The organism is Alkalihalobacillus phoenicis, from assembly GCF_047302405.1.
GTDB lineage: Bacteria > Bacillota > Bacilli > Bacillales > Bacillaceae_D > Alkalihalobacillus.
The window spans coordinates 3,090,315-3,104,973 of sequence record NZ_CP154853.1 but is presented as its reverse complement, the minus strand read 5'-3'; the positions used below and the strand labels follow the sequence as shown (position 1 = coordinate 3,104,973).

The 14,659-nt window shown below is 37.0% G+C and carries 14 protein-coding genes; 12 read left to right on the top strand and 2 right to left on the bottom strand.

All coding sequences use genetic code 11. From position 1 onward, the window contains the following. Positions 1-221: 221 nt before the first annotated feature. The gene (locus tag AA0017_RS14710; protein ID WP_413375570.1) at positions 222-824 is read right to left on the bottom strand and encodes a hypothetical protein; all 603 of its coding nucleotides are present in this window, start codon (positions 822-824) and stop codon (positions 222-224) included. Positions 825-959: 135 nt separating this feature from the next. After that, entirely contained in the window at positions 960-1,412 is a 453-nt protein-coding gene (locus AA0017_RS14705) for a gamma-glutamylcyclotransferase family protein (RefSeq protein ID WP_413375568.1), read from the bottom strand. A 478-nt stretch (positions 1,413-1,890) separates the two neighbouring features. On the opposite strand from AA0017_RS14705, the gene AA0017_RS14700 reads away from it, so the two are divergent. The 12 genes from AA0017_RS14700 (at position 1,891) to AA0017_RS14645 (ending at position 14,651) form a co-directional block, all read left to right on the top strand. After that, entirely contained in the window at positions 1,891-2,928 is a 1,038-nt protein-coding gene (locus AA0017_RS14700) for a LacI family DNA-binding transcriptional regulator (RefSeq protein ID WP_413375566.1), read from the top strand. A 125-nt stretch (positions 2,929-3,053) separates the two neighbouring features. Beyond that, complete coding sequence (locus tag AA0017_RS14695) at positions 3,054-4,202, top strand: Gfo/Idh/MocA family protein (RefSeq protein WP_413375564.1); 1,149 nt, start codon at positions 3,054-3,056, stop codon at positions 4,200-4,202. Positions 4,203-4,320: 118 nt separating this feature from the next. Beyond that, positions 4,321-5,568, top strand: coding sequence for an ABC transporter substrate-binding protein (locus tag AA0017_RS14690; protein WP_413375562.1), 1,248 nt, complete (start codon positions 4,321-4,323; stop codon positions 5,566-5,568). Positions 5,569-5,658: 90 nt separating this feature from the next. Beyond that, positions 5,659-6,588, top strand: a complete 930-nt coding sequence (locus AA0017_RS14685) for a carbohydrate ABC transporter permease (protein WP_413375560.1) — start codon at positions 5,659-5,661, stop codon at positions 6,586-6,588. Positions 6,589-6,598: 10 nt separating this feature from the next. Then, positions 6,599-7,420 (top strand): carbohydrate ABC transporter permease, encoded by an 822-nt coding sequence (locus tag AA0017_RS14680; RefSeq protein ID WP_413375558.1) that lies wholly within the window; start codon positions 6,599-6,601, stop codon positions 7,418-7,420. A gap of 170 nt (positions 7,421-7,590) precedes the next feature. Further along, on the top strand, positions 7,591-8,322 hold the full coding sequence (locus AA0017_RS14675) for a GntR family transcriptional regulator (protein ID WP_413375556.1): 732 nt from the start codon (positions 7,591-7,593) through the stop codon (positions 8,320-8,322). 93 nt (positions 8,323-8,415) lie between these two features. After that, positions 8,416-9,312 (top strand): class II fructose-bisphosphate aldolase, encoded by an 897-nt coding sequence (locus AA0017_RS14670; protein WP_413375554.1) that lies wholly within the window; start codon positions 8,416-8,418, stop codon positions 9,310-9,312. Beyond that, positions 9,275-10,207: a 1-phosphofructokinase gene (gene pfkB / locus AA0017_RS14665; RefSeq protein WP_413375552.1), complete on the top strand. Its 933-nt coding sequence runs from the start codon at positions 9,275-9,277 to the stop codon at positions 10,205-10,207. The genes AA0017_RS14670 and pfkB overlap by 38 nt, the downstream gene beginning before the upstream one ends. Positions 10,208-10,232: 25 nt before the next feature. Next, positions 10,233-11,252, top strand: coding sequence for an SIS domain-containing protein (locus AA0017_RS14660; protein ID WP_413375550.1), 1,020 nt, complete (start codon positions 10,233-10,235; stop codon positions 11,250-11,252). A gap of 18 nt (positions 11,253-11,270) precedes the next feature. After that, complete coding sequence (locus AA0017_RS14655; protein WP_413375548.1) at positions 11,271-12,188, top strand: ROK family protein; 918 nt, start codon at positions 11,271-11,273, stop codon at positions 12,186-12,188. 94 nt (positions 12,189-12,282) lie between these two features. After that, the gene (locus AA0017_RS14650; protein ID WP_413375546.1) at positions 12,283-13,551 is read left to right on the top strand and encodes an ABC transporter substrate-binding protein; all 1,269 of its coding nucleotides are present in this window, start codon (positions 12,283-12,285) and stop codon (positions 13,549-13,551) included. A 176-nt stretch (positions 13,552-13,727) separates the two neighbouring features. Continuing rightward, positions 13,728-14,651, top strand: a complete 924-nt coding sequence (locus tag AA0017_RS14645) for a carbohydrate ABC transporter permease (RefSeq protein ID WP_413375544.1) — start codon at positions 13,728-13,730, stop codon at positions 14,649-14,651. Positions 14,652-14,659 lie beyond the last annotated feature (8 nt).

Genomic DNA, 14,659 nt, shown 5'->3' with positions numbered 1-14,659 from the left:
ACTGTGAAAAGTGTCAAAAGGAAATTTATTGTTTAGATGGATTTCTAAACGGAGTAGTTATTGATGAGGTGTTATATTGTTTTTTATGTGAGAAATGAAAGAAGTTAGTTTGTTAGAAAGCTAGAATTGAAATGTTACCGGTTTTCGTTCAATTTATTAGAACCAAAGTGGATAGCGATGAATGGTGCTCGATTCACCGTTCCCGAAAATCATGCTCCGCGTCAATCACAAGGCACCGAACTAACTTTTTTATCAAAGAGTGGATTTCGGCTTGCCACTACAACCGTTACAAGAAAGGTGAATTGGGCCATTCCATAAACAGGAGTCATATAAGAATTAGTTGCTGTTAATAAGACATAAATCCCGTTGATTTCCTGCATTTCACGAAAAGCTATCGTATAATCTTTACCATTGAGCGATTCATGGATTAACCCATTTTTGGATTGGATCATTGTATTTTTGAGGGGAGCAGGAATTGATGGAATCGTACCTTCGCTTACCTTAAAAGGGATAATTTCTTGATCAGCTATGTACAGAAAATCAGTCTCTAATCCATCTGAGTTGAGTGTCTCTTTTTGGTTACGGACACTTATTTCAAGTTGTTGCATAAAGTATTCTTCATCGCTAACATAAACAAATTTTAAATTTTCTGCTATGTATTTTATCATGTCTGTTTCACGAATTAACCGATTTTCAATCATTTCAGTTGTTAGTTTACTAGCTTTGGAATAAGAACTAATTCCAACAGCTGTTATGGAAATAATTAATAATGAGATAAATAAAATAAAAAGTCTAGTCTTTAGTTTGGATGTAGACCATTTCATGCTGAACCATTCCCCCTAATACTATATACCTATATAAATCTTACAGGAGCATTGTAAATGAAATGTAAGGGAGGGATGAAGAAATTATTAATTTTTCATTTGGCAATAAATCGCTTCTAGCATGTCTAGTTATCTTTAATCAACGTTGTACCTTTCTTCGGTCAAAATCTCCTCTAATTTCTCTCGATATTCTTTCGATAATAGTGTGGCTCCTGAACGTATGAGACCAGCATATTCAGCACTCGGTTTTATTTCTAGCACCTCTTTTTGAACGATTGTATAAGTTGATACATCAATAAACCGTTTTTCGTTGTATAGCTCGACCGGTAAAACGATCCGTTTGTAAAAGCTTGGTGCACCTTCTCTCCGATCGAGTCCTTTAAAATCAGCAACCTTAAAAACAATCCCTTCCAAATAATCCATAGGAGCAGTGATAATATCAGCGACCCCGCCTTGACGATTTTCTGAGTATTTTGTGAAGGCTAGACGATAATGGTTTAGTTTGGCAGGACCAACAACTTCGGCCACTACATCTCTGGCAATATCTTTTAAATCCATACAGCTTCCGTAAGCGAAATAATAAGGCAATTTGAACACTCCTTTTATGGTCTTTTTTTATTCTATTCATAATGTTATAGATTTATTTCGAGCACGTAAACGCCTCTTGTAATTCCTTAGTCCTATAAATTGTTAGAATCAAATGAGCGAAGGGAATATAAATGGCCCTTCGAAGGCTGAAATATGTAGATAATGGAAGGGGGTTCTTGCAAACTTTATAGGTTAAAAGAAAGAACTTAAAATAAAATCTACTTTTGTCTAAATCAGTTCAATATCAACAGTCAGCTAGCGGATGTTTGGGGTTGATTTACATACGTTTTCCCCAAAAAACATTATCATTAAAAAAATACAACAAAAAATTAAATCTAAAATGACGGTTGACAGTTTGAACGATTTAATTTTATACTTTGAATTATCGGAATATTAATCCATTAAAGAAGGAGGGGCTAGTTACACTGAATGCAAATATGAGGCTACATATCAATTGTGATTAGTGAGGTAAGAAGAATTGGCTAGATTAAAAGATATTGCAGAGCATGTTGGCGTCTCAATTTCAACGGTTTCTCGAGTGATTAAAAATGATACATCACGTAATGTACACCAAGAAACACGGAGGAAAATTTGGGAAGCCGTTAAAGAGTTAGGGTATGTACCAAATGAAAATGCAAGAAGTTTAGTAAGTAATGTGCTTAGCAAAAGTTCGAAGCGTACTCACAAAGTTGGTTGGGTCGCTAATCTTAAAAGTGCTGAAGTGAATCCGTATTTTTCAAATATTTATAGTGGTGTCTATAATGCTCTTTCAGAGGCTGGCTACACCTTTGTAAACGTTTACAAAGAAGAGCTTCAGAATGAGACAACTCTTGTGAAAACGATCCATGAGTCAGGAATCGAAGGATTAATTTTAGTCGAACAATTAGATGATGAGACTTTGAATTATATTACTAAATATGTACCTGTAGTAGGAATAGACTTCTTTTATACGGATAAGGATATGTCAGTCATTGATTATGATCGGATCTCAGCTGTCAAAAAGGCTGTCCAGTATTTAGTTGCTAAAGGTCACACAGAGATTGGGTTTATCGGTGGAGGAACAGGCGAAAATTATAAAGATTTTCGAGCAGAAAAAAGATATAGAGGTTATCGATATGCAATGGAAGAAGCAGGTCTTCTAATCAATCCCAAATGGGTAGTTAATACATGCTGGAAATTAGACAGCAGTTATGAAGGGATGAAGAAGATTATTGCAAATAGTAATGTCAACATTCCAAGTGCAATGGTTTGTGCTAGTGACTTGTTGGCGATTGCAGCAATGAGAGCAGTAGTGGCGCATAAACTAAGTGTACCAGAGGATATAGCGTTTATTGGGATCGACAATATTGAGCTATCGAAGTATTCAAATCCACCATTAACGACCATTGCTATTCCACAAACTGAATTAGGTGAAATGGCTGCGAAAACATTAATAGACCATATTGAAAAAAGAACGGTTATTCATGTAAAAGTTCAATTGCCGAACCAATTGGTCATTAGGGATTCAACAAATTAGTTTAAAATTTTTTTAGTTTATTGGAAAACGTTTGGCTTATTTTGGGGAAAAGATGAAGAGGAATCTTTATTAAGAATGACTTAATTATATATTGAGCAGATGAATTTATATGAGGAGTCGATGAAATGAAACAAGTAAAAATAGGTATTATAGGAGCTGGTTTACGTAGTGGGATTGCGAAATACTGGCATGAACCTAATGGGAAATCAGTGATTGTCGCTGCGGCAGATAAATCGCAAGAACGTTTGGATCGATTTGAGGAAACGATTAAGGAGGAAGTTTTTGTAACGACCGATTATAAGGAGTTGCTTCAACATCCTGAGGTGGATGCAGTAGCTGTTTTATCACCTGATTTTTTACATGAAGAGCATGTGATTGAAGCATTGAGGATGGGGAAGCATGTGTATTGTGAGAAGCCTCTAGCCATTACAGTTGAGGGTTGTGACCGAATTATAGCGGAACAGAAAAAATCAGGGAAACATTTAATGGTCGGCTTTAATATGCGTTATATGCCGATGTATCAGACGATGAAAGAAATTATTGACTCAGGTGTAATTGGAGAGTTAAAGACTGTTTGGGTGAGGCACTTCGTTGGTTTAGGTGGTTATTATTACTATCATGACTGGCATGGGACGTCTGAAAATACGACCTCATTATTGTTACAAAAAGGGTCTCATGATTTGGATGTGATTCATTGGATTACGGGACAATATACGAAAAAAGTGACAGCGTTTGGCGGATTAGATTATTTCGGTGGGGGACAACCAAATGACTTAACTTGTCCAACCTGTGAAATTAAAGACACCTGTCCAGAGGCAAGCCTGCATACATTAACACAATGTGCCTTTCGTAAAGAAATTGATGTTGAGGATAATAATATGGTGATGATGGAACTTGAAAATGGAATTAAAGCTTCTTATCTCCAATGTCATTTTACGCCAGACTATCAAAGAAATTATACGTTTATTGGAACGAAAGGAAGAATTGAAAATTCAGAGCTTGAGAAAAAAGTGTTCGTCAAGACGCGGAAATCTAATTCTTGGCATGAATTTAGTGATATTACTTATGAGATGAAGGAAACGACAGGTAGCCATGGTGGAGCCAATCCGAAAATCTGTAGTGATTTTGTTGAATTAGTGCTTCATAATAAACAGCCTTTGACAACTCCATTTGCAGGAAGAATGAGTGTTGCGGTTGGATGTGCGGCGACAGAATCAATTCGAGCAGGGGGGAAAGTAATGGAAGTAAGCCAAGAATTAAGCCACATAAGTTGAAAGGAAAGTATCACTCCAAGTAGTTGATATTTTTTTAGACAAACTTGTACCAACAACCTATTAACCTGTTATCGGTTCTTATTGGATTAAAAATAATCATATTGGAGGAGAAAATCAAATGAAAAAAGTGTTAATGATTGTTGCTGCTTTAATGTTCCTTGTGGCTTGTTCGAATAGTGCGGGTGGGGATGAAAAAGTGACGTTGTCCTATATGGTTTGGGATTTAGATCAAATGCCAGCACTTGAACAAATTGTGGAAGAATTTAATGAAGAACATCCAAATATCACGATTAATATTGAGAATACTCCTTTTGCACAATATTGGGATAACCTTGAGATTGCAGGTACTGGGCAATCATTACCGGATATTTTTTGGATGAATGGACCGAATATTAGACTATTTGCTGAGAATGATATGTTGCTCAACTTGGATGAATACGTTGCAAAAGATGGCTATGATTTTTCAAACTATCCAGAGACGTTAACTAGCTTATATAGTGCCGGTGGAAGCCAATATGGGATCCCAAAAGATTATGACACAATTGGATTATGGTATAACCGTGAACTTTTTGATGAGGCGGGAGTCGAATATCCAAATGAGACGTGGACTTGGGATGATTTAGTTACAGCAGCAAAAGAAATAACGGATACGGATAATCGTATATATGGGATTGCCGCACATTTAAATTCTCAATCAGGTTTTTATAATACGATTCATCAAGCTGGTGGTTATGTCATTGATTTAGAAACAAATACAGCTGGCCATAACACACCAGAAGCGATCGCAGGTATTAAATTTTGGACCGATTTAATTCATGAGTATGAAGTATCGCCAACGATTCAACAAATGACGGATACCCCTGCATCAAGTATGTTCGAGTCTGGCAATGTCGCGATGTTTGTATCAGGTTCTTGGTTTGCTCCTGTTTTCTCAAATAATGAATTCATTAAGGATAAAGTCGATGTCGCTCCATTACCAATGGGAGAAAAAAGATCATCGACGATTCACGGACTTGGGAATGTAATCGCTAGTCATACCGATCACCCTGAGGCAGCCTGGGAGTTCTTGAAATTTTTAGGTTCGGAAAGAGCGGCTGAAATCCAAGCGGAAACAGGAACGGTTATTCCAGCGTATACAGGGACTGAGCAAAAATGGGTCGAATCATTACCGAATTTTAATGCCCAAGCCTTTATAGACCAAGTTGAATATGCGGATCCACTTCCGAACTCATTGCACACGCGGACTTGGCAACAAGTGGAAACAGATTATTTGAACCGGGTATGGGCAGGAGAAGTGACCTATGAAGAAATTGCTGATGAACTCGCAGAAAAAATTGAAGAGATTTTAGAAAACGAATCGAAATAATTTTGCATTTGCGTAGGGGTGAAGCGTGAACAAGGCCTTTTATTCACCCCTCCACTTTTGGCTTATTCAAATGGAATGAGGAGAGATAGTATGTTGAATACGAAAACCGTCTCGCAAAATAAGTTGAGTCTAAAACTAACTCCTATGAAAAAACAAGATTATATGTGGGCTTACCTATTTATCGCACCGTGTTTTCTAGGGCTATTCATCTTCAATATCGGACCAATCTTTTATACCATTTACCTTTCATTTACAGAGTATGGTTCCTTTGGTCAAGTGTCATGGATAGGATTAGAAAATTATGTACGTTTATTTCAAGATCCAAATATTTGGATGGCTTTAAAGAATACTTTTACCTTTACGGCTATTGCTGTACCAACTAGTGTTTTTTTCTCAACGGTTGTCGCTGTTTTACTCAATCAAAAAATTCGTGGTGTAACGATGTACCGAACGCTTTATTTCCTACCTGTTATTACAATGCCAGCAGCAGTAGGGATGGTTTGGAAATGGTTGTACAATGGAGATTACGGCTTAATTAATCATGTACTTGGATTTTTTGGGATTCAAGGACCTTATTGGCTAGTTGATAGTAGCTTTGCTCTTTATGCAGTCATCATTGTCGCGATTTGGTCTACAATTGGTTATAACATGATTATTATTTTAGCTGGTCTTCAAAATATATCACCGTCCTATTATGAAGCAGCTGAAATCGATGGAGCAGGGCCGTTTGCCAAATTTGCGAAAATTACGGTTCCTCTGCTGACACCGACTTTGTTTTTTGTAAGTGTGATTTCGATTATTAGTACATTACAGACTTTTGAGCTTATTTACATGATGGTTGGAATAGATAGTCCTGTGGCATTTGACACGCAAACACTTGTGTATTTGTTTTATCGTGAAGCGTTTATTAACCATGATTTAAGTTATGGAGCGACGATTTCCATTAATTTATTTGTCATCATTTTAGTCGCAACCATTTTCCAGTTCTACTTCCAAAAGAAATGGGTTCACTACAACTAAGGAGGGTATCATGAAGCTAAAATCAAATCGTGCGTTAATCATTCATTTGATCCTGTCCATTGGTGCGGTGTTAATGATTATCCCATTTATTTGGATGGTCTTAACTTCCTTAAAAACGATGGGAGAGGTGACACAAGTTCCTCCTACTATTATTCCGAATGAGTGGAACTGGGGTTCTTATGTTCGAGTCTTTGATTATATGCCGTTTTTACAGTTTTATTGGAATACGATTATGATGACTGTAGGTCGAACGGTCGGGCAGCTAATTATTTGTTCATTTGCCGCCTATGCGTTTGCTAGAATTGTTTTTCCTGGAAGGAATGTCTTATTTATTATTACACTATCCGTTTTAATGGTTCCGCTTCAGGCTTATGCAATTCCACAATATTTAATTATGGTAGAGTTGAACTGGTTAAACACTTTACAAGCTTTAATTGTTCCTGGTTTATTTAGTGCTTTTGGGGTTTTCCTTTTGCGTCAATTCTTTATGGGATTGCCAAAAGAGTTAGATGAGGCGGCAAGAATTGATGGCTGTAATCATTTCCAAATCTTTTTCTTTATCTTATTGCCATTAACAAAACCGGCGTTGATTTCACTCGCTATTTTCACGATGCTTTGGTCATGGAATGATTTATTATGGCCATTAATTGTTAATAGTTCACAAGCTAAATTACCACTTTCAGCAGGTCTAGCCGCAATCCAAGGACAATATTCAACGAATTTCCCTGTACTAATGGCCGGTTCGTTACTTGCAATTTGGCCAATGGTTCTTATTTTCATCTTCTTACAACGTTACTTTATCGAAGGAATTACAATGGGCAGTTCAAAATAAACAGATTGATAGAAAGAGCAAACAGGATAAAGTAAGTAGGAACAAGGTGGTTGGGTTGACGTGTTGACAGGGGAGGGGTATAATCAATTAAATTAATTAACTAACAATTATTACTATTCAATCGACTCATTGAGAAGAGATTGAATGTAAGCGAGAGGAAGAAATTTGTTATGCCAGGGTTACAACATGATAGTTTAATCCCCCTTTACCACCAATTAAAAGAAGTGTTAATTTCGACGATTAGTGAAGGGGGTTGGAAGCCGGGGGATAAAATTGCGTCAGAAAATCAGCTAATGGAGCAATATGGTATTAGTCGGAATACAGTTAAAAAAGCAATAGAAGATTTAGTGAAAGAGGGAGTGCTTTACCGAGTTCAAGGGAAAGGAACTTATGTAGCTAAGCAAAAACTAGAGCAACCTTTAACTGGTTTTTATAGTTTTAGTAAGGTTCTGAAAGAAAAAGGAATGAATCCTTCTGATATAATTGTTGAGGTAAAGGAAGTTGAGCCAAGCAAGGAAGTAAAGCAGGCTTTAGTGTTAGAGGAAAAGGAGAAAGTTATTTTATTAAAACGAATTCGGTGTGCGAATGATGAACCGATCGTTTTGGAAGAATCGTTTTTACCGAAAAAAGTGGTCGGTAAGATCGAGCTCTTAAAAGAGGTTGGGACTGTATCCTTATACGACTTATTAGAAAGAGAATTTCAAGTGTTTGTGACGAGAGCGAAAGAAGCATTTGAGCCTATTTTAATGGAGGAAGAGGCTAGTCAGTTACTTCAAACAGAGAAAGGTTTTCCAGCGCTATTACTTGAGCGAACGGCCTATGATTTAAATGGTATCCCTGTTGAATTTTGTCGTTCTATCGTACGTGGAGACCGGTGTAGATTTTACACAGAATTAATTTAGAAGAAAAATCATAGACATGTTTGTTAAAAGTCTATGATTTTTTCTAAAACTAACTTGTACCAACAACCCATTAACGGATGAGGAGTGAATGATGTGTCATTAGTTTCTACTAAACAGTTATTAGAGGATGCTTATCAAAATCATTATGCCATTGGAGCTTTTGGAGCTCATAATTTAGAGATTATGAAGGCGGTTATTGCTGGAGCCGAGGAAATGGGTTCTCCAGTTATCTTACAAACAACACCAGGTACAATTAAATATGTGGGCATTGAATATATGAAAGCAATGGCAGAATCAGCTGCCAAACAAGCTAAGGTTCCTGTGGCTCTACATTTAGATCACGGTGATTCTTTTGATATCGTCATGAAATGTTTACGAGCAGGCTATACGTCAGTGATGATAGACGGTTCTCATTTAGCTTTGGAAGATAATATTGAACTTGTAAAAAAGGTGACAGAAGTTGCTCATTTGCTCGATGTACCAGTTGAAGCGGAGCTTGGCACAATTGGTGGTGTAGAGGACGATTTAGTCGTAAATGAAGAGGAAGTCATTTATACCGATCCAAAAATGGCTGAATTTTTTGTAAGGCAGACTGGTATTGATTCATTTGCTCCTGCCTTTGGAACGGCTCATGGCATGTATAAAAAGGAGCCAAACTTACAATTTGATTTATTAGAAGAAATCAACGCACGAGTCGCTTGTCCAATTGTGATGCACGGTGCTTCTGGTATTGCAGATGATGTAGTACAAAAGGCATTGGATTATGGGGTTTCAAAGGTTAATTTTTCAACGGAATTAAAGGTCATTTATGCCAAAGAGCTGCGTCAATATTTTTCCGAACATCCAAATGAAGATGATCCGAGAAAGTATTTTGTACCGGGCGTCGAAGCGGTAAAAGCACTCGTGAAAGAAAAGATAACCGTTCTTCAATCTAAGTCAAAGGGTATTCGCTATGATTACAACAATCACACTCAATCTAGCATTAGATAAAACGTATTTTCTATCGAATTTTCAAAAAGGGAAAACGAATCGAATTAAACAAGTACATGAAGAACCTGGTGGCAAAGGGATTAATGTAGCTAAAGTTTTGCAAACACTTGGATATGAAGTAAAAGTGTCAGGTTTTAGTGGCGGGTTTACTGGCTCGAAAGTTCAGAAATTACTAAATGAAAAGTTAATTACGCATCAATTTATTCAAATAGAAGACGAGTCAAGAGAATGTATCAACTTAATCGCTGACGTAAATGGTCAAGAGACAGAGCTATTGGAACAGGGACCAACTATTCAACCATTAAAATGGGAAGAGCTTTGTCAGTCTGTCCAACAATTGGCGAGCCAAAGTGAGTTCGTTGTCTTATCAGGTAGTTTACCAAAAGGAGTTCCTATTAATGCCTATGGACAATTAATAAATATCATTCATCAGGCTGATGCGAAGACGATATTGGATACGAGTGGAGAGCCTTTTCAAGCCGCAATTAGTGAAAAGCCATTTTTGATTAAACCAAATGAGCATGAATTAGCACACTGGTTAGGAAAAGAAGAGTTGTCTAGACAAGATATGATATGGGGAGCGGAGAAGCTACATGACCATGGAATTCCACATGTTTGTCTTTCATTGGGGGCAAACGGTGTCTTCTACATTGGTGAAAAAGGTCGATATAGCCTTACTCCACCATTGCTGGAGGTGAAAAATACAGTAGGCTGTGGAGATGCGATGGTAGCTGGATTAACAGCAGGCTTTCTCTCGAATCTATCGATTGAACAAACGTTGAAATTAGGTATTGCATGTGGAATGTCTAATGCTCTTCATTTATATGCAGGATGTATTAAGGCATCAGATATTAAGAACTTTCAAGACGAGATAAAAATAGAGAAGTTATCATGAATTTATTTGGAGAGGATGAAGAAATATGTATACGTACCAAGAAATTAGTGAGCAGGCAAATAAAATGAAAGAAACGTACGAGATTCTAAACAAGCAAAAGTTTAAAAAAGAGAGCAGGGATATGCATTATTTTATTGGATGTGGAACGTCCTTTTATCTAGCTATATCAGCTGCGAAATACTTTCAAAGCGTAACAGGACAATTTGCATCGGCCGTACCTGCATCTGAAATTTTTTTGAATCCGGACGTTTACTTTACCGAAAATAAAACGTATAAAGTGGTCGTTATTTCTCGCTCAGGAACAACGAGTGAGGCAGTGGCTGCATTGAAGTTTATTAATAAGCAACCGAATACTAGTTCATTTGCTGTTACTTGTTTTGAAGAGAGCCCTTTGGCTGAATTAGCAGACGAAGTTATCGCTTTAGAACATATTAATGAAAAAAGTGTTGTCATGACACAATCATTTACAAACATGTTATATGCCCTGCAATTATATACAACTAAACTAATGGATGCAAAAGAGGATTGGACAGAATTGAAGGAAATCCCTAGAGCTGTCGGTGACTTACTTTTAATGCAAGATTCAGTCAAGAGGTTTGCTGCTGAGTTAACATATAAACGATTTATTTATTTAGGAGCTAGTTACTATAATGGGTTAGCCAAGGAAGTAACGTTGAAGTTAAAAGAAATGACACAAACGGAATGTGAAAGTTATTCAAATCTCGAGTTTCGTCATGGACCGATTTCAATTGTTGACGACAAAACGGTCGTTGTTGTGATGTCACAAAAGCAAACAGAAGATTTAGATCAAGATTTAGTAAAAGATATTCAAAAATTAGGAGGAAAGGTTTTAGCACTCGGCCCTTACTCCGAAACTTTTGAGGCGGATTATACATTAACAATAGGTCAGGAAATCTCAGATCGAAATCGACTAGTTTTATATGTTCCACTATTACAATATTTAGCTTATTATCGAGCATTGCGACTAGGCTATGATCCAGATAAACCAAAAAACTTATCACAAGTAGTCGAATTAAACCTCTAAATGTAAGGAGAATAAGCCTTGAACTATATATTAACAGCTGACGTTGGAGGAACCAAGATCGCAACAGCCTTACTGAATGAAGCTGGAGTTGTGTATGCACAAAAGATCCTACCTAGTTTGACAGAGAATGCCGAGACAATGTATGAACAACTTTTATTAGCGTTTCAATATGTGATGAATGAAGCGGGTGTAGTGGAAAAAGAGGTTTGCTTCATTGGAGTTGGTCTTCCCGGTAAAGTAGATGTAATCAGAGGTATGGCCATTTTTCAAAATAATTTACCTTGGCGGGACTTTCCACTCGTTTCGAGATTACAAACTAATTTCCCAACATCTGAAATTACGATTGATAATGATGTATATATGGCGGCAAAAGGGGAATGGTTCGCTCATCAATTAAAAAATGAGTTAATGGCTTTTGTAACGATTAGTACAGGGATTTCCGCTTGTTTTATTCAAAAAGGCGAAGTGATTCGTGGAGCAGGAATGGCTGGAGAGATTGGGCTTACTTATGTTGGCTGCGATGAGAAAGAAACGTTAGAAGAAAAGGCATCGGGGACATCTCTTACTAAAAAAAGCGTTAATCGCTTGAATTTACAATCTAAAGATGCGGTCAAACAATTAATGGACAGTTTTTTGCAGGGTGACCCTTTGGCTAAAGAGATAGTTACCCATATGACTCGAGATATGGCAAAAGGGCTGCATCAAATCTTTTGTGTACTCGATCCCGATATCATCGTACTAGGAGGCGGAGTGGTGAATCACCAACCTTGGCTGCTAGATTTCATCAAAAAAGAGCTACAAAAGCTTGTTGTAAATCCTGTTCAGAGTGGGATTGAGAAGCGATTAAGAGTAAGTAAGTTAAAAGAAGAAGCGGGTCTTTTAGGAGCGTCGATTGCAGTAAATGTTAGGAAGACAGGTGCTATAAATAAAAAATAGGAGCTATCAATTTAAAAGGCTTATTTGGGATGGCGGTGGTGAAACTTACAGATTCTGTATCATTGATATTTAACTAAATTATGAGGAGGTCATTATGAAAAAAACAGTGCAAATCGTATTAGTATTCATTTTTGTTTCATTATTAGCTGCATGTGGAGGCTCAAGTGATTCATCTTCTTCAGATGGTACTGAAAAAATCACTTTATGGTATTGGAATCGAGGGCTTGATGATAGTGTATTAGAGAAAGTAAAAGAGGAGTTCCCAGATGTTGAATTTGATGCACAAAAGCTACCACCTGGTGGAGACTATAAAACCAAACTTCAAACATTATTAGCATCCAATAGTAATGATGATGCTCCTGATCTTGTATTAATGAATATTTGGGTTTCAGAATTTTTACCATACCAAGATAAATTCTTAAATTTATATGAATATGGTGGAACAGAAATCGAGGACCAATACCCGGTTTGGAAAACAAGTCAAGCGATTACAGGAGATGGTGAACATATGATCGCTGTTCCTGTTGATACGTCACCAACTGCTTTTTTCTATCGAGAAGACATTTTTGCTGAAGCTGGAGTTGCCCATTCACCAGAAGAGCTAGCCGAGAAGATGAGTACATGGGACGGTTATTTGGATGTTCTCACAACATTAAAGGATAAAACAGGTACTTATGCGATTGGTTCAATTGGAAATGCTTTCTCGAGTGCGATGAATAAGAGCGAGCAAAGGTATTTTAATACAGAAGAAGAATTTATTGGCAACCAAGCCCATGTTAAAGAGGTATGGGATCAAGTTATTGAATTGTATGAAAGAGGGTTAATTGCAAATAACATTGGTGCCTTAACACAAGAATGGAATGCTGCGATTAACAATGATGATATTGTAGGTTACGATGGGCCAGTTTGGGCAAAGGATATTTTAATTGATTCGACTCCAAGTACGAGTGGTCAATGGAAGGTAACTCGTTCGCCATTGGCAGATGGGAATGATGGTGGCTCATTTTTAGCAGTTTTAAGCTCTACTAATTATCCAGAAAAGAGTGCAGAAATTGCAAAATTTATTAACAATGCCGAAAATCAAGTCGAGTCATATAAAAATGTGAGTTTATTCCCAGCCCATAATGAGGCACTTGAAAGTGAAGAAATTTATCATGAAGAAGAATTTTTTGGGGGACAAAATACGACTGAAGTATTTGCACAATCAGCCCAAAATGTTAATGAAGCTTATCGTGGCTCAAGAGAATCGATTGCGTCATCCGCTTTTTTAAACGAACTAGAACTAGTTGCGACACAAGGAAAAGAACCAGAAAAAGCATGGCAGGACGCATTGGATAAAATTGAAAGAGATTTAAGTTTATAAAGGGGAAGAGAAGGTGAACTGTTAGGCGGAAGACAAAGGTGTATATCCGCTGTTTTGAAGCATATATCTGCTCAGGAACGCTTGATCTAACAAGAGTTTCCTTTTCATACGGCCATTTTGTTCATAATCTATAAGGAGAAGGTGAACTTCTCCTTTTTTAAAAGGGTGATGTGTATATGAAAGTAGAGACGGCCATCTTTAATCACAAGCAAAAAAGAAAAGAAACATGGAAAAGAGTAAAAGAAAACAAAGGAGCCTATTTATTAATCTCTCCTTTTTTTATCATTTTTGCGATATTTGGAATTTACCCGATTCTTTTCTCCTTTTATTTGGCTTTATCGAGTTGGGATGGAATTGGACAAATGGAGTTTGTTGGGTTGCGAAACTTCGAATTTCTGATTAGAGATCCCCTTTTTTGGAAGTCAATAGCCAATACATTTATCATTTGGATCATGTCAACTATACCAATGATTTTATTGGCTTTAGTGATAGCCTTTTTGTTAAATTCAACTTTTGTGAAATATAGGAACCTTTTTAAAACACTATATTTCTTACCTAATGTAACAGCAATTGTAGCCGTGGCTATCATTTTTGGTGTCATTTTTACACCTGGTTATGGGCTTATAAATTATTTTATTACGAGCCTCGGATTTGAAGCGATCAATTGGCATGGAAATTCAGTTGCTGTCAAAATTGCGATATCAGTCATGATTATTTGGCGTTGGACAGGTTATAACGCGATCATCTTTTTAGCAGGTTTACAGAATATCGATCAATCATTATATGAGGCTGCTAGAATTGACGGAGCTACTACTTTTCAAATTTTCAGAAAAATAACAATTCCGTTATTGCGTCCGGTTATCCTTTTTGTTGTCATTACTTCTACGATTGGAGGTATGCAAACATTTGCCGAGCCACAAATATTAGTTGGCAATTCTGGTGGTGCAGGTGCAGGTGGGTTAACGATTGTCCTTTATTTATATCAACAAGCATTTGAGAAAGGCTTGTATGGCTATGGTTCTGCAATAGCGATTGGTTTATTTATTGTCATCATTTTATTCTCATTACTTAATTGGATGATTGTTCAACGAAAAAAATAGAAGGGAAG